Here is a 22745-nt window from a genome sequence, read left to right as displayed (position 1 = left end):
CGCCCTGCGTTTCTAGCTCTCCTGCGATGGCGTGCGCTAAAAAATTCTGAAGCCTGCACTCTCTCTTATCAAGGTCAACATGAGTCTGTTTCCCGTTATCGTGGTGTTCGGTCTGTCGTTCCCACCGATATTTTTCGAGCTTCTTTTATCACTGGCGATCTTCTGGCTGGTGCGCAAGGTGCTGGTCCCGACTGGGATCTACGATTTCGTCTGGCACCCTGCATTGTTCAATACCGCGCTGTATTGCTGCCTGTTTTACCTGATATCGCGCATGTTTGTCTGAGGTTGATGTGAAAACGCTAACAAGAAAAATCTCCCGCACCGCCATTACCATGGCGCTGGTTATCCTCGCGTTCATCGCTATTTTTCGCGCCTGGGTTTATTACACCGAATCACCGTGGACGCGTGACGCGCGCTTTAGCGCCGATGTGGTGGCAATTGCCCCCGACGTGGCCGGCCTTATCACGGCGGTTAACGTTCACGATAACCAGCTGGTGAAGAAAGATCAGGTCCTGTTCACCATCGACCAGCCTCGTTACCAGAAGGCGCTGGAGGAAGCAGAAGCAGACGTGGCCTATTACCAGGCGCTGGCCGCAGAGAAACGCCGTGAGGCAGGCCGTCGTAACCAGCTGGGCGTTCAGGCCATGTCCCGCGAAGAGATTGACCAGTCCAACAACGTGCTGCAAACCGTGCTGCACCAGTTAGCGAAAGCGCAGGCAACGCGCGATCTGGCGAAGCTCGACCTGGAGCGTACCGTGATCCGCGCGCCGGCCGATGGCTGGGTGACCAACCTGAACGTCTATGCCGGGGAGTTTATCACCCGTGGCTCAACCGCCGTGGCGCTGGTTAAACAGAACTCCTTCTACGTGCTCGCCTATATGGAAGAGACCAAGCTGGAGGGCGTTCGTCCGGGTTATCGCGCAGAAGTCACGCCGCTTGGCAGCAACCGCGTCTTTAAAGGTACCGTCGACAGCGTCGCCGCAGGGGTAACCAACTCCAGCAGCTCTAACGATGCCAAAGGGATGGCGACGGTGGATTCTAACCTGGAGTGGGTGCGTCTGGCGCAACGCGTGCCGGTACGTATTCATCTGGATGAGCAGCAGGGCAACCTGTGGCCAGCGGGTACCACGGCGACGGTGGTGATCACCGGAGAAAAAGATCGGGATGCCAGCCAGGACTCCCTCTTCCGTAAAATTGCCCATCGCCTGCGTGAGTTTGGTTAATCGCCATGGGTATCTTTTCCATCGCCAGTCAGCACATTCGCTTCGCCGTGAAGCTGGCGTGCGCCATCGTGCTGGCGCTGTTCGTTGGCTTCCACTTCCAGCTTGAAACCCCTCGCTGGGCGGTGCTGACCGCCGCGATTGTCGCGGCGGGCCCTGCCTTCGCCGCGGGTGGAGAACCCTACTCTGGTGCGATCCGCTATCGCGGGATGCTGCGTATCATCGGGACGTTTATCGGCTGTTTCGCGGCGCTGACCATTATTATTCTGATGATCCGCACGCCGCTGCTGATGCTAATGGTCTGCTGCATCTGGGCGGGTTTCTGCACCTGGGTCTCGTCTCTGGTAAAAGTCGAGAACTCCTACGCCTGGGGGCTGGCGGGCTATACCGCGCTGATCATTGTCATCACCATCCAAAGCGAACCGCTGCTCGCGCCGCAGTTTGCCGTGGAGCGCTGCAGCGAGATTGTGATTGGTATTGTCTGCGCGATCGTGGCTGACCTGCTTTTCTCCCCGCGCTCGATCAAGCAAGAGGTGGATCGCGAGCTGGACGCGCTGATCGTTGCCCAGTACCAGCTGATGCAGCTGTGCATTAAACACGGCGACAGCGAAGAGGTGGATAAAGCCTGGAGCGGGCTGGTTCGTCGTACGCAGGCGCTGGAAGGGATGCGCAGTAACCTCAATATGGAGTCGTCTCGCTGGGCGCGGGCGAATCGTCGCCTTAAAGCCCTGAATACCGTCTCCTTAACGCTGATTACCCAGGCCTGCGAAACCTATCTTATCCAGAACACCCGCCCGGAAGCGGTCACCGACACGTTCCGTGAGCTGTTTGCCGAGCCGGTAGAGACCGTACAGGACGTGCATAAGCAGCTTAAGCGCATGCGCCGGGTGATTGCCTGGACCGGGGAGCGCGAGACGCCGGTGACGATCTACACCTGGGTTGGGGCCGCAACGCGCTATCTGCTGCTTAAGCGCGGCGTGATCGGTAACACCAAAATCAGCGCGGCGGAAGAAGAGGTGCTCCAGGGCGAAGTGGTGATCAAGGCGGAGTCTGCCGAGCGCCATCACGCGATGGTCAACTTCTGGCGTACCACGCTTGCCTGTATGCTCGGCACGCTGTTCTGGCTGTGGACGGGCTGGACGTCCGGCAGCGGCGCGATGGTGATGATTGCCGTCGTGACCGCACTGGCGATGCGTCTGCCTAACCCACGCATGGTCGCCATTGATTTCCTCTACGGCACCATCGCCGCGCTGCCGATAGGCGCGCTCTATTTCCTGGTCATCATCCCGTCGACGCAGCAGAGCATGCTGCTGCTCTGTATTAGCCTGGCGGTGATGGCGTTCTTTATCGGCATTGAAGTGCAAAAGCGCCGCCTGGGATCGCTGGGGGCGCTGGCGAGTACGATTAACATCATCGTGCTGGATAACCCGATGACCTTCCACTTCAGCCAGTTCCTCGACAGCGCGCTGGGTCAGTTGGTGGGCTGCTTCCTGGCGATGATGGTGATTCTGCTGGTTCGGGATAACTCGCAGGCGCGGACGGGGCGCGTATTGCTGAACCAGTTTGTATCGGCTGCCGTGTCGTCGATGACTACCAATACCGCGCGTCGTAAAGAGAACCACCTGCCCGCGCTCTACCAGCAGCTGTTTTTACTGCTGAACAAGTTCCCGGGCGACATAGCGAAGTTCCGCCTGGCGTTAACCATGATCATCGCGCACCAGCGTCTGCGCAACGCGCCGGTGCCGATCAACGACGATCTCTCGGCCTTCCACCGTCAGCTGCGTCGTACCGCCGACCATGTGCTTTCCGCCAGCAGTGACGACAAACGCCGTCGTTACTTTACCCAACTGCTTGAAGAACTGGATATTTATCAGGAAAAACTCAAGCACTGGCAAGCGCCGCCACAGGTGACCGAGCCGGTAGGGCGGCTGGTGTTTATGCTGCATCGCTACCAGAATGCCCTCACGGATAACTGACCGAAGTAAAAAAACCGACGCCAAAAGCGCCGGTTTTTTTGTGGCTATACTTATTCCAGCACGTACTTACATTCAGGAAGGGAGGACACATGACGACTCAGGCGCTTCAGGACAACACCCTTTTTCAGACCGGCTATCTGGTCGACGGCATCTGGAAAACGCTGGACACAACGTTTGATGTGCTGAACCCCGCGACCGGTGAGGTCATCGCTAAAGTTGCGAAAGCGGGTAAAGCGCAAACCGAAGAAGCGATCGCAGCGGCCACCAAAGCCTTCCCGGCATGGCGTGCCAAAACCGCGAAAGAGCGTTCGGCGATTCTGTACCGCTGGTACGAACTGATTATTGAAAATAAAAGCTGGCTCGGGCGGCTAATGACCACCGAGCAGGGCAAGCCCCTGAAAGAGGCGGAAGGGGAAGTGGAGTATGCCGCCAGCTTTATCCAGTGGTTTGCCGAAGAGGCCAAGCGCGCGAACGGTGAGATTATTCCGCCAATCAAGCCCGGCTCGCGCATTCTGGCGACCCGTGAACCCATCGGCGTGGTCGCGGCCATCACGCCGTGGAACTTCCCGATGGCGATGCTCACCCGCAAGCTAGGCCCGGCGCTGGCAGCCGGGTGTACCGGTGTCATCAAACCGGCCAATAACACGCCGCTCAGCGCCTTTGCGCTGCTGACGCTGGCAAAACAGGCGGGCGTGCCCGACGGTGTGCTCAACGCGGTGGCCGGAAATACCCATGAAATCAGCGATGCGATCATGGCCAGCCACGACGTGCGTAAAATCTCCTTTACCGGTTCGACCTCCGTCGGCAAAACGCTGGTGCGCAACGCCGCAGAAACCATGAAAAAAGTCTCGATGGAGCTGGGGGGAAATGCTCCGTATATCGTCTTTGAGGATGCCGACATCGAGGCTGCGGTAAAAGGCGCGATAGCCAATAAATTCCGCAATGCCGGGCAGGTCTGCGTCAGCGTGAACCGCTTCTACATTCAGGAAACCGTCTACGACAAGTTTGTGAATAAGCTCGCAGATGCGGTTAATGCCCTTAAGGTGGGGAATGGCCTTGAGGACGGCGTCGTCGTCGGGCCGCTGATTGAATCCGCCGCGGTCGACAAGGTCCGTGAGCATGTTGAAGATGCTGTCACACGAGGGGCGACCGTGCTGGCGGGCGGCAAACCCCATCCGCTGGGCGGTAATTTCTGGATGCCAACCGTGCTGGGCGACTGTCACGAAGGCATGAAGCTGGCAGAAGAAGAGACGTTTGGTCCGGTTGCGGCGTGTTTCCGCTTCACCTCGGAAGATGAAGTCATCCAGCGTGCGAATAACACGCCTTACGGGCTGGCGGCTTACTTCTACACCCAGAACCTTTCCCGGGTTTTCCGCGTTTCACAGGCCATCGAGAGCGGGATGATTGGCATTAACGAGTGCGCCGTTTCCACCGAGCTGGGGCCTTTCGGCGGCGTAAAAGAGTCCGGTCTTGGACGTGAGGGATCCGTGCTGGGGCTGGAAGAGTATCTGGAAGTTAAAACCCTGCATATCGGGGGATTATAATAGACTGGGCGGCATCTGCCGCCCGCCTGGACTGGGTGGCTGGCAATGAAAACCTATACTTTTGATTTTGACGAAATCGACAGTCAGGAAGACTTTTATCGGGAATTTATCCGGGCGTTTGATCTTGAACGGGAAAGCGTGACCAATCTGGATACGCTGTGGGACGTGGTCACCGGCAGCATGCTGCCGCTACCGCTGGAGATTGAGTTTATCCATCTGCCCGATAAGCTGCGCAGACGTTTCGGCGCGCTGATATTACTCTTCGATGAAGCGGAGGAAGAGCTTGAAGGACAGCTTCGCTTTAACGCGCGGCATTAAATGAAAAAAGCCCCTGACCACGAGGCCAGGGGCAAGTCGTATGATGAGATACGACGAGGGTTTATTTATACAGTTCAGCCGTGGCGTGCCAGTGGTCACCCTGATTCAGTTCGGTGACACGATAGCTGCTGGCGCCTGCTTTTTCAGCTTTGGCGGCAAGTTCCTGACGAATGTCCATCGGGGAGCCGGTGACTGACGTCACGGAGACGCTGCCCATTGGCTGCAGATTTTGTGCCTGATCGGCATTCACTTGCTGTACGGCTGCGCTTGCGCCGAAAGAGAGAGCGGATGCCAGACCCAGGGTTGCGATGATCAATTTGGTTTTCATAGTCTTTACTCCTGAACAGGTTTTTTGCTCAACGGCGAGAAGGGTTGAACTGCTATTTTTATGCCTGGTGCCGTTGAGTGGAGAGTTATGTCTTCAGTGATTACTTAAACTTATTTGTACAGCTCGGCGGTGGCATGCCAGTGGTCACCGGAACGCGCTTCGATAATGCGATAGGATGACGCACCTTTTTCTTCCGCTTTTTTGTTCAGCATCTCATGCATGTCCATTGGAGACGTGCCAACAGCGCCGACAGAAACCGTACCGATTGCCTCACGGGATTGCGCCTGGTCAGCATTAATAGCGTCAGCCGCGAAAGCACCGAAGGACAGGACAGACAGGACGCTCAGCGCCGCTACAGTAGTTTTGATTTTCATGATTCTTACCTCGTCGAATTTTTTAGTGGGGTCTTGTTTCGTGACCCTCATCACAAAATCAAGTATACACTAATAACGTAAAAAATTAATACCAGACTAATGGTTTCTCTTGTTATTACGTGTTAAACACGCTTTTTTTTATAACCTAATTGCATAATGTTGGGTGTTTTGCGAGCAATTTGTGCTGGTATTTATAAGAAAATCATAGGGATAATGCTTTTTGATTTTTTGTGCGATTTACGGGATTGCTATTCACTGGATGAATGTTAATGAGTGGTAAAAAGCACTAATCGTCAAAGCAAGGGCAGTGAAATAAAGGGGGAAATGATGCGAGAGCAGAATGATCCCCGCAGCGGCGCTACGGGGGAGGGCGCATTACAGTTCCTGTTCGAACAGAACCAGAATCGCTTCGTGGAGATCCTTCACGGAGAAACCGCTAGCCGGGGTGGTAAAGATGGTGTCATCACCGGCAATGGTGCCGAGAATACCCTCTGTTTTACCTAACGAGTCCAGCATGCGGGCAATCAGCTGCGCGGCACCCGGGCTTGTGTGGATGACCACAACGGCGTCGTTATAGTCGATATCCAGAACCAAATTCTTGAGCGGGCTGGAGGTGGTCGGCACGCCAAGTTCAGCCGGCAGGCAATAGACCATCTCCATCTTGGCGTTGCGGGTACGCACCGCGCCAAACTTGGTTAACATGCGGGAGACTTTCGACTGGTTGATGTTATCGAAGCCTTGTTCCTGTAGCGCCTGAACAATTTCTCCCTGAGAACTGAATTTCTCTTCTTTAAGTAGCGCCTTAAACGCTTTTACCAATTCTTCTTGCTTAGACGAGCTTCGCATAAGTCACCCGGAATATGACGAAAGAAACAACATTATTATGCATGTGGATGAATTTTTATGCAAATTATCTGCTCAACGGCAGGCTGAAATAATGTTATGAAAGGGAGTGATTTTATCAGATTTCGTTATCAGAAAACATGCCTGGGTCACGCCGCGCAAATAAGCTTAAAAGTAAATTAAATGTTATCAAAATGATGTTGTTTTGGTGGCGTGGCAGGGTGTATTGTAACCACCTCTTAATTTGTTGCCATCTGTCGTCAGATAGCTTTCTGGTGAGAGATAAAGTCGTGTGACCTCAAATTCTTTAGCTTCGAAAATTGTAATTAAAGACATGCTGATTTAAGGTCGCGGCAACGGATTTACAGATACTTAAGTTAACCATAATAAGGAGTTTAGGATGAAAGTCGCAGTCCTCGGCGCTGCTGGTGGTATCGGCCAGGCGCTTGCCCTACTACTGAAAACCCAACTGCCTTCAGGCTCAGAACTCTCCCTGTACGATATTGCTCCGGTAACCCCAGGCGTGGCGGTTGACCTGAGCCACATCCCGACCGCTGTAAAAATCAAAGGCTTCTCCGGTGAAGATGCGCGTCCTGCGCTGCAGGGTGCTGACGTGGTCCTGATTTCTGCAGGCGTGGCGCGTAAGCCAGGCATGGATCGTTCAGACCTGTTCAACGTCAACGCGGGCATCGTGAAAAACCTGGTGCAGCAGATCGCTGAAGTGTGCCCGAAAGCATGCATCGGTATCATCACTAACCCGGTGAACACCACCGTTGCTATCGCAGCCGAAGTGCTGAAGAAAGCGGGTGTGTACGACAAAAACAAACTGTTCGGCGTGACCACGCTGGATATCATCCGCTCCAACACCTTCGTTGCTGAGCTGAAAGGCAAACAGCCAACAGAAGTGGAAGTGCCGGTTATCGGCGGCCACTCTGGCGTGACTATTCTGCCTCTGCTGTCGCAGATCCCGGGCGTGAGCTTCACCGAGCAGGAAGTGGCTGACCTGACCAAACGAATCCAGAACGCGGGCACCGAAGTGGTGGAAGCGAAGGCGGGTGGCGGTTCTGCAACCCTGTCTATGGGCCAGGCGGCTGCACGTTTCGGTCTGTCGCTGGTTCGCGCCCTGCAGGGCGAGAAAGGCGTTGTTGAATGCGCTTACGTTGAAGGCGACGGCGAACATGCCCGCTTCTTCTCTCAGCCGCTGCTGCTGGGCAAAAACGGTATTGAAGAGCGTAAGCCTATCGGTACGCTGAGCGCGTTTGAGCAAAACGCGATGGAAGGCATGCTGGACACGCTGAAGAAAGATATCACTCTGGGTGAAGAGTTCGTAAACAAGTAAAACGAAGTGTCTCCCGTAGGCCGGGTAAGCGTTAGCGCCACCCGGCAAAAAAACCGAAGCCAGTAAGTGCTTCGGTTTTTTTATGGGGCTAATTTGTTGCCGGGTATTCCTGAATCGTCACGTGCAGCGTCATTTTCTTATCGTTGCGCATGATTTCCACAGGGATGATCGAGCCAGGGCGAATTTCGGCTACCTGATCCATCGTCTCCAGGGCCGAGACTGCCGGCGTACCGTTGACCGACACGATGACATCATTAACCTGAATCCCCGCGTTAGCCGCCGGGCCACCCGGTGCCACCTCGTTGACGACGATGCCCTGAATCTGATCGATACCGCCGCCCTGAGTATGCATTGGCGCAATTTCGCGCCCGCCGATACCGATATAGCCGCGGATCACGCGTCCGTCGCGGATCAGCTTATCCATAATCTTGGTCGCCAGCTGGAACGGAATAGCAAAGCCGATCCCTTCCGGCGTCTCGCCGTCGTTGCTTTTATCGAACGAGAGGGTGTTGATGCCCATCAGTTCGCCCAGCGAGTTCACCAGCGCGCCGCCGGAGTTGCCGTGGTTGATTGACGCATCCGTCTGCAGGAAGTTCTGCCGTCCTGACGGGTTGAGGCCGATTCGACCGGTCGCGCTGATAATTCCCTGCGTGATGGTCTGGCCCAGGTTGTACGGGTTACCGATCGCCAGCACCACATCGCCGATGTGCGGCGTACGTTTACGGTTGATCGGAATGACCGGCAATCCGCCCGTGGCGTTAATCTTCAGCACGGCCAGATCGGTCAGGCTGTCTGAACCCACAAGCAACGCCTCAAACACGCGGCCATCCTGCAGGGCGACGATGATCTGGTCGGCATCGTTGATCACGTGTTTGTTCGTAATAATGTAGCCGCGCTCGTCCATAATCACCCCGGAGCCAAGGGTGCGAATCTCAAGCTGGTTATGTGCTGAGCTGTTGAGGCCGCGGTTATAAACGTTAACCACGGCTGGGGCGGCACGGCGAACGGCCTGGTTATAGGTCGCCGGCGTTTCATCCGTGCTGTCGAACTGGGGGGCAGACAGCTTGTTAAACTGACGCAAAGACGGCATCGCCAGCAGCAGCAGGCCTGCGACAATCAAACCGATGACAATGGAACGTAAGAGCTTTAAAAGCATGATGCGCGTGTCGTGAAAAAAGGAACGATTTGCAGCATAACATGAGTTATCCGGACATCACACGCAGCGGTGATGTCCGGGATCGCAAATGCTTAGCGCAACAGAATGTAGATAGACTCATTGCCACGCATGACCTGCAGGGCAATGACCGCCGGTTTGCTCTCCAGCACCTTGCGCAGTTCGGCAATGGACTGCACGCGATTGCGGTTCACGCCAATGATGACATCTTCCTGATGCAATCCGGCCTGCGCGGCAGGGCTGCTCTTCTCGACGGTGTCCAGGCGAATGCCTTTCGTACCGTCTTTCAACTGCCCATCGCTTAGCGTTGCTCCCTGCAGCGCCGGGGCGATAAGCTCCGCGCTGGCAGAGGACGAGGTGCTTTTATCCAGCGTCACTTCGACATTCAGCGGCTTACCGTCACGGATCAGGCCCAGCTTCACTTTGGCCCCCGGTTCGGTAGTGGCGATACGCGAACGCAGTTCAGCAAAGCTGCTCAGCGGCTTGTCGTTAAGGCTTACAATCACATCGCCCGATTTGATGCCTGCTTTTGCCGAGCCGGAGTTTGGCAGCACTTCACTGACAAACGCACCGCGCTGCACGTTGATATTGAACGCTTTCGCGATATCAGCGCTCATCTCCATGCCTTTAATACCCAGCAGTCCACGTTTGACTTCGCCGAACTGGATTAGCTGCTGCGCCAGCGTTTTAGCCATATTGCTCGGGATCGCAAAGCCAATCCCAATGCTGCCGCCGCCCGGAGCCAGAATTGCCGTGTTAATGCCAATCAGCTCGCCGTTAAGGTTGAGTAATGCCCCGCCGGAGTTGCCCCGGTTGATTGAGGCATCGGTCTGGATGAAGTTTTCCAGACCTTCCAGATTCAGGCCACTGCGTCCCAGCGCCGAGACTATGCCGGAGGTGGCGGTTTGACCTAAACCAAAGGGGTTGCCCACAGCGACGGCAAAATCACCGACGCGCAGCTTGTCGGAATCCGCAATGGCAATCTGGGTCAGGTTGCTCGGGTTCTGCACCTGCAATAGCGCGATGTCGCTCTGATCATCGCCGCCAATCAGTTTGGCATCAAATTCACGACCATCGTTCAGCTGGACGCTGATTTTATCGGCCTGGCTGATGACATGATTGTTGGTCAGGATATAGCCTTTAGCCGCATCAATGATGACGCCAGAGCCCAGGCCTTCAAAAGGCTGAGCCTGCTGGTTGGGGGACTCATCGCCAAAATATTTTTTCAGTTCTTCCGGTACGCGCTGGCTTTGAACCGCCGTGCCTTCTACCTGAACGCTCACGACCGCGGGCAACACTTTTTCCAGCATTGGCGCGAGGCTGGGAGTGGCTGCCTGTCCCGGCACCTGCGAAGGCAGCGCCGCACCGGCAGGGAAGGACGCCGAGAGAGATAACCCGACACTTAACGCTATAGCGCTCAACAGCTGGTTTTTTTTCTTCATTGATGCTGACTCTCGTATCCTGGAATGAAAGAAGAACGGCCCAAAATCATGATGATGTTATTGAATTTTATACCGCTGAACAATGAGGTGTTTGACTAAATAATAGCTGGGGACGGGAAGAAAGGACGGGCGCAAGAGATGCGCCCGTAAAATATATTTATGTTGTGCGATTAATCGCGTTTTGCGCCACCGCGCAGCAGGCCGGACGCGCCGTCAGAGTAGTCGCGTGGCATCTGAACCGGAGCCTGATCGTTACCCGCTTCTGAGTCGGCCAGACGGTTGCGGAACGGGTTAGTCTCCGCGGTCATTTCCGGCAGCAGGCTGCTGGAGCTTTTCGCCATATGCTGATACAGCTGACGGTAGTCGGTCGCCATGTTGTCCAGCAGCTCGGCGCTACGGGCAAAGTGGCTGACCAGCTCTTCGCGATACTCTTCCAGCTCTGCTTTATTCTTTTCCAGTTCGTACTGCAGTGACTGCTGCTGACGCAATTTGCGGTTGCCGAAACGCATGGCCACAGCACCGATCACGATGCCGACGACTAAACCGATTAGCGCATATTCCCAGGTCATGAACTTCTCCCGTTGTCTTGTTGTTCCGTAGGGTGTTGGCTCGGCTCCTGCCTGTGCCTGATAATGCCACTATAACCGCTATTTCCGCAGAAGTGGAATCCTGACGTATCATCGCGTAGTGTAGAACGGCCTTTTTTTCATCAGTCACGCCTGCTGATGAGCATTAATTGAAGGAATAACAATAAGATTATGCAAATTCTGTCCCCTGCATCGCGATATCAACTGGCCCTGAATGAGGGTACTCATCAGCCTGATGACGTTCAACGTGAGGCGGTAAACCGTCTGGAGATGATTTATCAGGCGCTCACGGCAAAACCTGCTGAAGTAGAACAGAGTGGTGGGCTCAAAGCGGCGTTTGGCCGACTGCTCGGCAAAAAAGCGCCGCAGGCTCAGGCTCCGGTGCGCGGTTTATATATGTGGGGCGGCGTCGGTCGCGGAAAAACCTGGCTGATGGATCTGTTTTATCTCAGCCTGCCGGGGGAGCGTAAACAGCGCCTCCACTTCCATCGCTTTATGCTGCGGGTGCATGAAGAGCTTACAGCGCTGCAGGGCAAAAGCGATCCGCTGGAGATTGTGGCTGACAGGTTCAAGGCGGAAACGGACGTGCTCTGCTTCGATGAGTTTTTTGTTTCTGACATTACCGACGCCATGCTGTTAGGCGGGCTGATGAAAGCGCTGTTTGCCCGCGGGATCACGCTCGTTGCCACGTCGAATATCCCGCCGGATGAACTCTATCGCAACGGCCTGCAGCGGGCGCGTTTCCTGCCGGCTATTGATGCTATCAAACAGCATTGCGACATCATGAATGTCGATGCCGGTGTCGATTATCGTCTGCGCACGTTAACGCAGGCGCACCTGTGGCTTTCGCCGTTAAACGCCGATACCGCTCGCGAGATGGATAAACTCTGGCTGGCGCTGGCGGGCGCAAAACGCGAAAACGCACCGACGCTGGAGATTAACCATCGCCCGTTACCCACCCTTGGCGTAGAAAACCAGACGCTGGCAGTCTCTTTTGCGACGCTCTGCGTGGATGCCCGCAGCCAGCATGACTATATTGCGCTTTCGCGCCTGTTCCACACCGTGATGATGCTGGATGTGCCGGTGATGACGCGGCTGATGGAGAGCGAAGCGCGGCGCTTCATTGCGCTGGTGGACGAGTTTTACGAGCGCCACGTCAAGCTTGTCGTCAGCGCCGAGGTGCCTTTATATGAGATCTACCAGGGCGAGCGGCTGAAGTTTGAGTTCCAGCGCTGCCTCTCGCGCCTGCAAGAGATGCAGAGCGAAGAGTATCTCAAGCGTGAGCATATGCCCTAATCAATGCTCCCCTCTCCCTGTGGGAGAGGGGCTGAGGGTGAGGGCACCAGACCGCACAAACGCGCCCCCCGAAAAACCCATTCCAAATCACATTTAAGGGTCGATCTTTGACCTCAACTTCTCTATAATCTTGCGACCCCACGTTACGAGAAGGTTTTTTTCCCGAAACTTTCTATGTGTCGGCATGTGCTATTCGAAGGGGTAGGTTTGCCGGACTTTGTCGTGTGAACCTCAACTGACTAAACGTTTGGGTGTTCACCAACGTGTAACTTATTATTTGGGTAAGCTTTTAATGAAAACTTTTACAGCTAAACCAGAAACCGTACAGCGCGACTGGTATGTTGTTGACGCGACCGGTAAAACTCTGGGCCGTCTGGCTACTGAACTGGCTCGTCGCCTGCGCGGTAAGCATAAAGCGGAATACACTCCGCACGTTGATACCGGTGATTACATCATCGTTCTGAACGCTGACAAAGTTGCTGTTACCGGCAACAAGCGTACTGACAAAGTGTACTACCACCACACCGGCCACATCGGTGGTATCAAAGAAGCGACCTTTGAAGAGATGATTGCCCGCCGTCCTGAGCGTGTGATTGAAATCGCGGTTAAAGGCATGCTGCCAAAAGGCCCACTGGGTCGTGCTATGTTCCGTAAACTGAAAGTTTACGCAGGCAACGAGCACAACCACGCGGCACAGCAACCGCAAGTTCTTGACATCTAATCGGGATTATAGGCAATGGCTGAAAATCAATACTACGGCACTGGTCGCCGCAAAAGTTCCGCAGCTCGCGTTTTCATCAAACCGGGCAGTGGTAAAATCGTAATCAACCAGCGTTCTCTGGAACAGTACTTCGGTCGCGAAACTGCCCGCATGGTAGTTCGCCAGCCGCTGGAACTGGTTGATATGGTAGAAAAACTGGATCTGTACATCACCGTTAAAGGTGGTGGTATCTCCGGTCAGGCAGGTGCGATCCGTCACGGTATCACCCGCGCTCTGATGGAGTACGACGAATCCCTGCGTTCTGAACTGCGTAAAGCTGGCTTCGTTACTCGTGACGCTCGTCAGGTTGAACGTAAGAAAGTGGGTCTGCGTAAAGCACGTCGTCGTCCACAGTTCTCCAAACGTTAATCCATTCTGCTTACGCAGAACGATTGGCGAAAAACCCGCTTCGGCGGGTTTTTTTATGGATAATGCGCAGGTTATCCACAGTAACATTTCATATATCTTCTCTTTTTCCACATTTCCGGCATCCCCTCACCACAAAGCCATCAAAATCTGGTAAACTATCATCCAATTTTCTGCCCAAATATCGGTGAATACTCGATTTTTGTTCGATTCTTGAACAATGTGTCTTCTCTGGGATGGGCGATACTTCATCTGGCTGGCCCCGTTGGGCTGGTAGCAGTAAAAATTCTGAATATACCTGGAGGTTTTCATGGCTGTCGCTGCCAACAAACGTTCGGTAATGACGCTGTTTTCTGGTCCTACTGACATTTATAGCCATCAGGTTCGTATCGTGCTGGCCGAGAAGGGTGTCAGTTTTGAGATCGAGCATGTGGAAAAGGATAACCCGCCTCAGGATCTGATCGATCTCAACCCGAGCCAAAGCGTACCGACGCTGGTGGATCGCGAGCTGACCCTGTGGGAATCCCGTATCATTATGGAATATCTGGATGAGCGTTTCCCGCATCCGCCGCTGATGCCTGTTTACCCTGTTGCACGTGGTGAAAGCCGCCTGTACATGCAGCGTATCGAAAAAGACTGGTACTCGCTGATGAACGTCATTACCAGCGGCTCCGCTTCTGAAGCCGACGCTGCGCGTAAGCAACTGCGTGAAGAGCTGCTGGCAATTGCCCCTGTGTTTGGTCAGAAACCGTTCTTCCTGAGCGACGAGTTCAGCCTGGTGGATTGCTATCTGGCTCCGCTGCTGTGGCGTCTGCCAATTCTGGGCGTTGAGTTCAGCGGCCCTGGCGCAAAAGAGCTGAAAGGCTATATGACTCGCGTATTTGAGCGCGACTCTTTCCTGGCATCTTTAACTGAACCGGAACGTGAAATGCGTCTCGGCCGAGGCTAATGACTGTGGAAATGTCACAACTTACCCCACGCCGTCCGTATCTGCTGCGCGCCTTCTATGAATGGCTGCTGGATAACCAGCTCACGCCGCACTTGGTTGTGGATGTGACGTTGCCGGGCGTGCAGGTTCCAATGGAATACGCACGCGACGGACAGATTGTACTGAATATTGCGCCACGTGCAGTGGGTAACCTGGAGCTGGCAAACGACGAAGTGCGCTTTAATGCGCGTTTCGGCGGCGTGCCGCGTCAGGTTTCCGTTCCGCTGGCTGCGGTTCTGGCTATCTACGCCCGTGAAAACGGTGCAGGCACCATGTTCGAGCCGGAAGCGGCGTATGATGAAGAGGTTGCCAGCCTGAATGACGATGAGGCATCCGATGAACGCGAAAGCGACCCGGTAATGTCTGTGATTGATGGCGACAAGCCCGATCGTCAGGACGACGACGAGGGTCCCGATGATGAACCGCCACCGCGCGGTGGTCGTCCCGCACTGCGCGTTGTGAAATAAACAAACAGGCCCGACGGGCCTGTTTTGCTTTCTGCCCCTTTTCGCCCCCTCTAATTTCCTGTGTTATGATGCAGCGTTTTCCTTCAATGGCACCGGACTGCAATGAAACCGACCGATCGTAACGCTGAAAACTCAGATGAAACCCTTGGCCGCAGCCTGCGTCGCCGACCGCTGACGCGCAAAAAGCTGTCGGATATGGTGGAAGAAGAGCTGGAGCAGATGATCCGCCGGAAGGAATTTGCCCAGGGAGAGCAACTGCCCTCCGAGCGCGAGCTGATGGCGTTCTTCAACGTGGGCCGCCCCTCGGTGCGCGAAGCGCTGGCGGCGCTGAAGCGTAAAGGTCTGGTACAGATTAACAACGGTGAACGCGCCCGCGTCACCCTGCCGTCTGCCGATACCATCATCAGCGAGCTGTCGGGGATGGCGAAAGATTTTCTGACCCAGCCCGGTGGTATTGCCCATTTTGAGCAGCTCCGTCTGTTCTTTGAATCCAGCCTCGTGCGTTATGCCGCAGAGTACGCCACGGACGATCAGATTGCGCGGCTGACGAAAGCGCTGGAGATCAACAGCCAGTCCCTGGATGACAACGCGCTGTTCATTCGATCCGACGTCGATTTTCACCGCGTGCTGGCGGAGATCCCCGGCAACCCAATCTTCAACGCGATCCACGTTGCGCTGCTCGACTGGCTAATCGCGGCGCGTCCTAAAGTGCCGGATGCAGAGCTTTATCAACATAACGCAGCCAGCTATCGCCAGCATATCGCGATCGTTGACGCGATCCGCCGCCGCGATCCCGATGAAGCCGATCGGGCGTTGCAAACTCACCTCAACAGCGTTTCCGCTACCTGGCACGCCTTCGGCCAGCATTCAAAAGCTAAAAAGTAACGATCCTTTAGTGAAGCAGATCGCAATATAAGCGTTCTGTATTCCACTGCTGCTTAATTGATCTGGTATAACAGGTATAAAGGTATATCGTTATAACAAACACACGAATGATTGAGGTATCTATGGCAACGCAACTCCGCGGCGTAATGGCCGCACTTCTGACTCCGTTTACCCAACAGCAGGCGCTGGATAAGGAGAGCCTGCGCCGTCTGGTGCAGTTCAATATTGCGCAGGGCATCGACGGGCTTTATGTCGGCGGTTCAACGGGGGAAGCCTTTGTCCAAAGCCTTTCTGAACGCGAGCTGGTGATGGAGATCGTGGCGGAGGAGGCGAAAGGAAAAATCACGCTCATTGCCCACGTTGGCTGCGTGAGCACCGCGGAAAGCCAGCAGCTGGCCACCGCCGCAGCCCGCTTGGGCTTTGACGCCGTGTCCGCCGTCACGCCGTTTTATTACCCCTTTAGCTTTGAAGAACATTGCGATCACTACCGTGCAATTATTGATTCGGCGGATGGTCTGCCGATGGTGGTCTACAACATCCCGGCGTTAAGCGGCGTGAAGCTAAGCCTGGATCAGATCAACACTCTGGTGACGCTGCCCGGCGTCGGCGCGTTAAAACAAACCTCCGGCGATCTGTTCCAGATGGAGCAGATCCGTCGTGAGCATCCGGATCTGGTGCTCTACAACGGCTATGACGAAATCTTTGCCTCCGGCCTGCTGGCCGGCGCGGACGGGGGGATCGGCAGCACCTACAACATTATGGGCTGGCGCTACCGGGCTATCGCCAACGCGGTTCGTGAGGGGGATAACGCCACCGCACAGCGCCTGCAAAGCGAATGCAACAAGGTCATCGACCTGCTGATTAAAGCCGGGGTCTTCCGTGGTCTGAAAACGGTTCTGCACTACATGGACGTGGTGTCCGTGCCGCTGTGCCGTAAACCGTTTGCCCCTGTAGACGAGCAATTCGTGCCGGCGCTGAAGGCGCTGGCGGAGCAGTTAATGGCGGAAAAACGCTAACGCACTGCCGGATGGCGCGTCGCTTATCCGGCCTACAAAAACGCGATACGTAGGCCGGATAAGGCGCAGCCGTCATCCGGCAAAACGACAGAGAAATCGTCGGGAGAGTGAAATGAGTAAGTCTACCCAAAGCATCCCGTGGTACCGTCATCTAAGCCGCCCTCAGTGGCGCGCCTTCTCCGCCGCCTGGCTGGGATATCTGCTTGATGGCTTCGATTTTGTTCTGATTGCCTTAGTCCTGACAGAAATTAAAAGTGAATTTGGCCTCACGACCGTTGAAGCGGCGAGCCTCATTTCGGCGGCCTTTATTTCGCGCTGGTTCGGCGGCCTGCTGCTGGGCGCCATGGGCGACCGCTATGGCCGCAAGCTGGCAATGATAACCAGCATCGTGCTCTTCTCCTGCGGTACGCTGGCCTGCGGTTTTGCGCCGGGTTACGTCACCCTGTTTATCGCCCGCATGGTGATTGGTATGGGGATGGCGGGGGAATATGGCTCCAGCGCAACCTACGTAATCGAAAGCTGGCCGAAACACCTGCGCAATAAGGCGAGTGGTTTTCTGATTTCTGGCTTCTCCATCGGTGCCGTGGTTGCGGCCCAGGTCTACAGCCTTGTCGTGCCCGTCTGGGGCTGGCGAGCGCTGTTCTTTATCGGCATCCTGCCCATCGTCTTTGCCCTGTGGCTGCGGAAAAATATTCCGGAGGCTGAAGACTGGAAAGCGAAGCACGAAGGTCAGGCGCCGGTACGCACAATGGTTGATATTCTTTATCGCGGCAAATACCGTCTGATCAATATGGCGATGACGCTGTTTGCCGGCACGGCGCTGTGGTTCTGCTTTGCCGGCGAACTCAACAACGCCGGGCTGGTGGTTATTCTCGGCCTGCTGTGCGCCATTGTGTTTATCAGCTTTATGGTGCAAAGCAGCGGTAAACGCTGGCCTACGGGCGTCACGCTGATGGTTGTCGTGCTCTTCGCGTTCCTCTACTCCTGGCCGATTCAGGCGCTGTTACCCACGTATCTGAAAACCGATCTGGCCTATGATCCGTCAACGGTGGCGAAGGTGCTGTTCTTTAGCGGCTTCGGCGCGGCTGTAGGCTGCTGCGTGGGTGGTTTTCTCGGCGACTGGTTGGGCACCCGGAAGGCCTACGTCTGTAGCCTGCTGGCCTCACAGTTGCTGATCGTTCCCGTCTTTGCGATCGGTGGCGCAAATGTCTGGGTGCTGGGCCTGCTGCTCTTTTTCCAGCAGATGCTGGGGCAGGGGATCTCGGGGATCTTACCGAAACTCATCGGCGGTTATTTCGACACCGACCAGCGTGCGGCGGGTCTGGGCTTTACCTATAACGTCGGGGCGCTGGGCGGGGCGATCGCCCCGGTGATTGGTGCGCTGCTGTCGCAGAATATGGCGCTGGGCACAGCCCTGGGATCGCTCTCCTTCGGCCTGACCTTTGTGGTGATCCTGCTGATTGGACTGGATATGCCGTCCCGCGTTCAGCGCTGGCTGCGGCCGGAGGCGATTCGAACCCACGACGCCATCGACGGTAAACCTTTCAGCGGAGCCGTCCCGTTTGGCGGCGATAAAAGCGCTTTAGCCAAAAGCAAAAGTTAATCCGCTGGAAAAAGCGGCAGGGCGTTAGCTCCGCCGAGGATATCTTTATGTACGCGATGACGTTTGCCACGCGGTTTCCAACCCAGAATTAGCGCTTAAACGTCACCGCTTCCGGCTGCGTCAGGTGCAAGGTTGTCTGGCTGGGCACCGTCTCGGCAATCACCTTGCCGTGGCGAACAGAGTATCGTGCCGGCGTCTGGCGACGAACGGCATCAAACCCATTCTCTGCCGGGAGGATCACCAGGTTTGCTGAATTCCCAACGCGCACGCCATAGTCCTGCAAATTGAGCGTTTTCGCGCTGTGGGTAGTGATCAGGTTAAGCCCATCGTTTATTTGCCCGTAGCCCATCAGTTGGCAGACGTGCAGCCCCATATGCAGAACCTGAAGCATATTCGCGGTTCCCAGCGGATACCACGGATCGAAAACGTCGTCATGACCGAAGCAGACGTTGATCTCCGCTTCCAGCATCTCTTTGACGCGTGTAATGCCGCGGCGTTTGGGATAGGTATCGAAACGGCCCTGCAAATGCGTGTTAACCAGCGGGTTTGCCACGAAGTTAATGCCTGACATTTTTAACAGGCGAAACAGCCGGGACGTATACGCACCATTATAGGAGTGCATTGCCGTGGTATGGCTGGCGGTCACGCGCGAACCCATTCCGTCACGATGTGCCAGGGCGGCAACGGTTTCAACGAAGCGCGATTGTTCATCATCAATTTCGTCACAGTGGACATCGATCAGGCGATCGTACTTTCTGGCCAGGGAAAACGTTTTATGCAGCGACTCCACGCCATATTCACGCGTAAATTCAAAGTGCGGGATTGCGCCGATGACATCCGCCCCTAAACGCACGGCCTCCTCAAGCAGTGCTTCACCGTTCGGATAAGAAAGAATGCCTTCCTGCGGGAATGCCACAATTTGCATATCGACCCACGGGGCGACTTCCTGCTTCACCTCCAGCATGGCTTTCAGTGCCGTAAGGGTAGGGTCCGAGACGTCAACGTGAGTACGTACGTACTGAATGCCGTTAGCGATCTGCCACTTCAGGGTTTGCATCGCGCGAGCTTTAACGTCTTCGTGGGTGAGCATCGCCTTACGTTCGGCCCAGCGCTCGATGCCTTCGAAAAGGGTGCCTGACTGGTTCCAGCTCGGTTCACCCGCCGTTTGCGTTGTATCCAGATGGATATGCGGTTCGATGAAAGGAGGGATAACCAGCCCGCATTCGGCGTCCAGCACCTGACCGACTGGCGCAGGGGCGGTTTCCTGAGGATCGATTCGGCTGAAGCGTCCGTTCTCAATCGTGATTTGCCATAAACCCTCCTGCCCCTGCAAACGGGCCTGACGGATAGTGAGGGAATTATTCTGCATGGGAAGCCTCCGAAGGATTGGCAAGGGTACGTCTGGCGAATGGGTTTAACACCAAATAGCTGAAGACGCCACCCAATACTGCGTTAACGGGGACAATTCCCGGAATGTAGTGCCCGGCAGCAACACCCAGGGCGACCGAGAAAATGGCAATCCAGTTAACAGACACAAATTTTGCGTGGTCGAAGCTGGCATAGCGGCGGCGATTAATCAGATAGTCGGCGATAATTACCCCGCCAATCGGCGGAATCGCTGCCGACAGAAAGGTCAGCCAGCCAACGAAGTTGTTGTATAGCCACAGCGCGCACAGCGTACCGATAATGCCATTTACCACCGACAGCGTACGGCTGGAAAGGCCAGTAATATTGGCGAAACCCAGACCAGAGGCGTACAGCGCGTTGTCATTGGTGGTCCAGATATTCAGGCCGAGAACGACAATCGCCGGCAGCAGCAGTCCCTGGGCGATCATCACGTCAGAAATATCGGCCTGTCCTACGGCAGCAGCGCCTGCCGCACCGAAGATAAACATCAGCGAGTTGCCAAGGAAAAATGCCACCATCGCCACCAGAACGGCACCTTTAGCATTGCGGCCAAAGCGGACGAAGTCGGCGGTCAGCGTGCCTGCGCTGATAAACGAACCTACAACCAGCGCCAGCGCGCTGGAAAAGTTGAGCGGCGTCTGCGGCACAATGGATTTGAGGTGGTCCAACCCTCCCACGCCGTCCACCGCCAGCCAGACGGAGTAGCTACCCAGGATGACGATAGCGGGTACGGCGATGATGGATAAAATCGTCAGTGCCGAGATGCCAAAAAAAATGGTCAACGTCATCAACAGGCCGGAAACCGCAATCAGGACGTTCACGTCGATGCCCGTGGCTTTACTCACCGGGATGGCAAACATCGCTACGCCGACGCCAAACCATCCTACCTGCGTACCGCCTAAAAGCATGGAGGGAAGCCAGGAACCTTTTATACCGAACGAGTAACGCGCAAGAAGATGGGTTGAGAGGCCGGTTTTTGCGCCAATGTAGCCAAGAAAAGCAGTGTAAATACCGAGGAGGAGATTGCCGAAGAGAACTGCGAGGAAGAAATCATTATAGGAAAGACCGGTACCGAGCGTGCCTCCGGTCCACATACTGGCGGAAAAAAACGTTAACCCTAACATCACAAAAGTGAGTGGAACCACGCCTTTCCGCGCCGCCAGAGGGACGGGGCCCTGGCTATAATTGTTATCTTGCGACACAACGCCTCCTTGAATTTTGGCCAAAAAAATCCGCCGCATAATATCCATTTTTTTCATCAATGCAAACGTTTACGTCCGGGGTTTACACTGCATTTGTGGGGAAATGGGTATCGTTAACTGAAGGGGAGGTTACTGAAAACAGGCTCCCCGGCGTTCCGCTTTATGCTTCTGCCAGGGAGTCAGAGGGTCTTACACTTCCAGGAAGTTCAGGATCCCGTCAGCCGCCTTGCGGCCCTCGGCAATTGCCGTCACCACCAGGTCTGAACCGCGAACGATATCGCCACCGGCGAAGATTTTCGGGTTGCTGGTCTGGAAGGCGTTGTCGCTGCCTTCCGGCGCAATCACGCGGCCCTGTGAGTCCAGCTCTACGCTGTGCTTCGCCAGCCACTCCATGCTGTGAGGGCGGAAACCAAACGCCATCACCACGGCGTCGGCCGGGATCACGTGCTCAGAGCCAGCCACGATCTCCGCGCGACGACGGCCTTTCGCATCCGGCGCACCCATCTCCGTGCGCGCCATCTTCACGCCGCTCACCTTACCGTTGGCGTTCACTTCAATGCCCAGAGGCTGGATGTTGAACTGGAACTCTACGCCCTCTTCACGCGCGTTTTTCACTTCGCGCTTAGAGCCCGGCATGTTCTCTTCGTCACGACGGTAAGCACAGATGACGTGCGCCGCGTTCTGACGAATGGACGTACGCACGCAGTCCATCGCGGTATCACCGCCGCCCAGCACGACAACGCGTTTACCTTCCATGCTGACAAACGGCTCGTCGGCAGTTTCGCCGTAGCCCATCAGCTGTTTGGTGTTAGCAATCAGGAACGGCAGCGCGTCGTACACGCCTGGCGCATCTTCGTTCTCCAGACCACCGCGCATGGACTGATAGGTACCCACGCCCAGGAACACGGCGTCGTAATCCTTCAGCAGATCGTCGAGCTGCACGTCGCGGCCCACTTCGGTGTTGAGTTTGAACTCAATGCCCATGCCGGTGAAGATTTCACGGCGGCGGGTCATTACCTCTTTTTCCAGCTTGAAGGCCGGGATACCGAAGGTCAGCAGACCGCCGATTTCCGGGTGACGGTCAAAAACCACCGCCTTCACGCCGTTGCGTGTCAGCACGTCGGCACAGGCGAGGCCTGCCGGACCCGCGCCGACGATCGCCACGCGCTTGTCGGTTTGCTTCACGCCGGTCATATCCGGACGCCAGCCCATCTCGAACGCTTTATCGTTGATATAGCGTTCGATGTTGCCGATGGTCACCGCGCCAAACTCGTCGTTCAGCGTACAGGAGCCTTCGCACAGGCGATCCTGAGGACACACGCGGCCGCACACTTCCGGCAGGGTATTGGTCTGGTGAGACAGCTCGGCGGCTTCAAAAATACGCCCTTCGTTGGCCAGCTTCAGCCAGTTCGGAATGTAGTTATGGACCGGACATTTCCATTCGCAGTAAGGGTTACCGCAGGACAGGCAGCGGTCTGCCTGTGCTTTGGCCTGGCCTTCTGAAAACGGCTCATAGATTTCAACAAATTCAATTTTACGGATCTTCAGCGGTTTCTTTGGCGGATCAACACGCTGAAGGTCGATAAACTGGTAAACGTTCTGGCTCATCT

23 protein-coding genes are annotated in these 22745 nt (G+C 55.5%); 14 read left to right on the top strand and 9 right to left on the bottom strand.

The window, feature by feature from the left end; genetic code table 11:
• Positions 1 to 79 precede the first annotated feature (79 nt).
• The 5 genes from aaeX (at position 80) to DG357_RS20395 (ending at position 5058) form a co-directional block, all read left to right on the top strand.
• The gene (aaeX, locus tag DG357_RS20415) at positions 80 to 283 is read left to right on the top strand and encodes a p-hydroxybenzoic acid efflux pump operon protein AaeX (RefSeq protein WP_003860416.1); all 204 of its coding nucleotides are present in this window, start codon (positions 80 to 82) and stop codon (positions 281 to 283) included.
• Positions 284 to 290: 7 nt separating this feature from the next.
• Positions 291 to 1223 carry a p-hydroxybenzoic acid efflux pump subunit AaeA gene (gene aaeA, locus DG357_RS20410; protein ID WP_028014599.1) on the top strand — a complete coding sequence of 311 codons (933 nt, stop codon included), beginning with the start codon at positions 291 to 293 and terminating at the stop codon, positions 1221 to 1223.
• A gap of 5 nt (positions 1224 to 1228) precedes the next feature.
• Positions 1229 to 3196 carry a p-hydroxybenzoic acid efflux pump subunit AaeB gene (gene aaeB, locus DG357_RS20405; RefSeq protein ID WP_047364742.1) on the top strand — a complete coding sequence of 656 codons (1968 nt, stop codon included), beginning with the start codon at positions 1229 to 1231 and terminating at the stop codon, positions 3194 to 3196.
• 89 nt (positions 3197 to 3285) lie between these two features.
• A complete protein-coding gene (locus DG357_RS20400; protein ID WP_028014597.1) occupies positions 3286 to 4740 on the top strand; it encodes an NAD-dependent succinate-semialdehyde dehydrogenase in 1455 nt (484 codons plus the stop codon).
• A gap of 45 nt (positions 4741 to 4785) precedes the next feature.
• Positions 4786 to 5058, top strand: a complete 273-nt coding sequence (locus tag DG357_RS20395) for a barstar family protein (RefSeq protein ID WP_028014596.1) — start codon at positions 4786 to 4788, stop codon at positions 5056 to 5058.
• A gap of 61 nt (positions 5059 to 5119) precedes the next feature.
• Here the strand turns inward: DG357_RS20395 and yhcN (DG357_RS20390) are convergent, their stop codons facing one another.
• From yhcN (DG357_RS20390) to argR, 3 genes are all read right to left on the bottom strand, one after another.
• The gene (gene yhcN, locus DG357_RS20390; protein ID WP_028014595.1) at positions 5120 to 5386 is read right to left on the bottom strand and encodes a peroxide/acid stress response protein YhcN; all 267 of its coding nucleotides are present in this window, start codon (positions 5384 to 5386) and stop codon (positions 5120 to 5122) included.
• A 110-nt stretch (positions 5387 to 5496) separates the two neighbouring features.
• A complete protein-coding gene (yhcN, locus tag DG357_RS20385) occupies positions 5497 to 5760 on the bottom strand; it encodes a peroxide/acid stress response protein YhcN (protein ID WP_014885423.1) in 264 nt (87 codons plus the stop codon).
• A 375-nt stretch (positions 5761 to 6135) separates the two neighbouring features.
• Complete coding sequence (gene argR, locus DG357_RS20380; RefSeq protein WP_008502836.1) at positions 6136 to 6606, bottom strand: transcriptional regulator ArgR; 471 nt, start codon at positions 6604 to 6606, stop codon at positions 6136 to 6138.
• A gap of 397 nt (positions 6607 to 7003) precedes the next feature.
• On the opposite strand from argR, the gene mdh reads away from it, so the two are divergent.
• A complete protein-coding gene (mdh, locus tag DG357_RS20375) occupies positions 7004 to 7942 on the top strand; it encodes a malate dehydrogenase (RefSeq protein WP_028014594.1) in 939 nt (312 codons plus the stop codon).
• A gap of 88 nt (positions 7943 to 8030) precedes the next feature.
• Here the strand turns inward: mdh and degS are convergent, their stop codons facing one another.
• The 3 genes from degS to zapG form a co-directional block, all read right to left on the bottom strand.
• Positions 8031 to 9098, bottom strand: a complete 1068-nt coding sequence (gene degS, locus DG357_RS20370; RefSeq protein ID WP_028014593.1) for an outer membrane-stress sensor serine endopeptidase DegS — start codon at positions 9096 to 9098, stop codon at positions 8031 to 8033.
• Positions 9099 to 9190: 92 nt separating this feature from the next.
• The gene (degQ, locus tag DG357_RS20365; RefSeq protein WP_041907839.1) at positions 9191 to 10558 is read right to left on the bottom strand and encodes a serine endoprotease DegQ; all 1368 of its coding nucleotides are present in this window, start codon (positions 10556 to 10558) and stop codon (positions 9191 to 9193) included.
• A 170-nt stretch (positions 10559 to 10728) separates the two neighbouring features.
• Entirely contained in the window at positions 10729 to 11127 is a 399-nt protein-coding gene (gene zapG, locus DG357_RS20360) for a Z-ring associated protein ZapG (RefSeq protein WP_010436126.1), read from the bottom strand.
• A gap of 189 nt (positions 11128 to 11316) precedes the next feature.
• Between zapG and zapE the strand changes: the two genes are divergently transcribed.
• The 8 genes from zapE (at position 11317) to DG357_RS20315 (ending at position 18526) form a co-directional block, all read left to right on the top strand.
• Entirely contained in the window at positions 11317 to 12441 is a 1125-nt protein-coding gene (zapE, locus tag DG357_RS20355; protein ID WP_041907841.1) for a cell division protein ZapE, read from the top strand.
• A gap of 292 nt (positions 12442 to 12733) precedes the next feature.
• Positions 12734 to 13162 (top strand): 50S ribosomal protein L13, encoded by a 429-nt coding sequence (rplM, locus tag DG357_RS20350; RefSeq protein ID WP_006178824.1) that lies wholly within the window; start codon positions 12734 to 12736, stop codon positions 13160 to 13162.
• Between the two features lie 15 nt (positions 13163 to 13177).
• On the top strand, positions 13178 to 13570 hold the full coding sequence (gene rpsI / locus DG357_RS20345; protein WP_003860436.1) for a 30S ribosomal protein S9: 393 nt from the start codon (positions 13178 to 13180) through the stop codon (positions 13568 to 13570).
• Positions 13571 to 13877: 307 nt separating this feature from the next.
• Positions 13878 to 14516, top strand: coding sequence for a stringent starvation protein SspA (gene sspA / locus DG357_RS20335; protein ID WP_028014589.1), 639 nt, complete (start codon positions 13878 to 13880; stop codon positions 14514 to 14516).
• 5 nt (positions 14517 to 14521) lie between these two features.
• Positions 14522 to 15022 carry a ClpXP protease specificity-enhancing factor gene (gene sspB, locus DG357_RS20330; protein WP_028014588.1) on the top strand — a complete coding sequence of 167 codons (501 nt, stop codon included), beginning with the start codon at positions 14522 to 14524 and terminating at the stop codon, positions 15020 to 15022.
• Positions 15023 to 15124: 102 nt separating this feature from the next.
• A complete protein-coding gene (gene nanR, locus DG357_RS20325; RefSeq protein WP_045260455.1) occupies positions 15125 to 15907 on the top strand; it encodes a transcriptional regulator NanR in 783 nt (260 codons plus the stop codon).
• A gap of 122 nt (positions 15908 to 16029) precedes the next feature.
• A complete protein-coding gene (gene nanA / locus DG357_RS20320; RefSeq protein WP_088204399.1) occupies positions 16030 to 16923 on the top strand; it encodes an N-acetylneuraminate lyase in 894 nt (297 codons plus the stop codon).
• Between the two features lie 112 nt (positions 16924 to 17035).
• The gene (locus tag DG357_RS20315) at positions 17036 to 18526 is read left to right on the top strand and encodes an MFS transporter (protein WP_048999219.1); all 1491 of its coding nucleotides are present in this window, start codon (positions 17036 to 17038) and stop codon (positions 18524 to 18526) included.
• An 88-nt stretch (positions 18527 to 18614) separates the two neighbouring features.
• Here DG357_RS20315 and DG357_RS20310 read toward each other — a convergent pair whose 3' ends face one another.
• From DG357_RS20310 to gltD, 3 genes are all read right to left on the bottom strand, one after another.
• On the bottom strand, positions 18615 to 19895 hold the full coding sequence (locus DG357_RS20310) for a cytosine deaminase (RefSeq protein WP_088204340.1): 1281 nt from the start codon (positions 19893 to 19895) through the stop codon (positions 18615 to 18617).
• The gene (codB, locus tag DG357_RS20305; protein WP_088204341.1) at positions 19885 to 21135 is read right to left on the bottom strand and encodes a cytosine permease; all 1251 of its coding nucleotides are present in this window, start codon (positions 21133 to 21135) and stop codon (positions 19885 to 19887) included. The genes DG357_RS20310 and codB overlap by 11 nt, the downstream gene beginning before the upstream one ends.
• A 189-nt stretch (positions 21136 to 21324) precedes the next feature.
• Positions 21325 to 22743, bottom strand: coding sequence for a glutamate synthase subunit GltD (gene gltD, locus DG357_RS20300; RefSeq protein WP_028014585.1), 1419 nt, complete (start codon positions 22741 to 22743; stop codon positions 21325 to 21327).
• Between the last annotated feature and the right edge of the window lie 2 nt (positions 22744 to 22745).

The organism is Enterobacter bugandensis (genome assembly GCF_900324475.1).
Taxonomy (GTDB): Bacteria; Pseudomonadota; Gammaproteobacteria; order Enterobacterales; family Enterobacteriaceae; genus Enterobacter; species Enterobacter bugandensis.
Note: the sequence above shows the minus strand (reverse complement) of the source record. Positions and strands in the feature narration are given on the sequence as shown.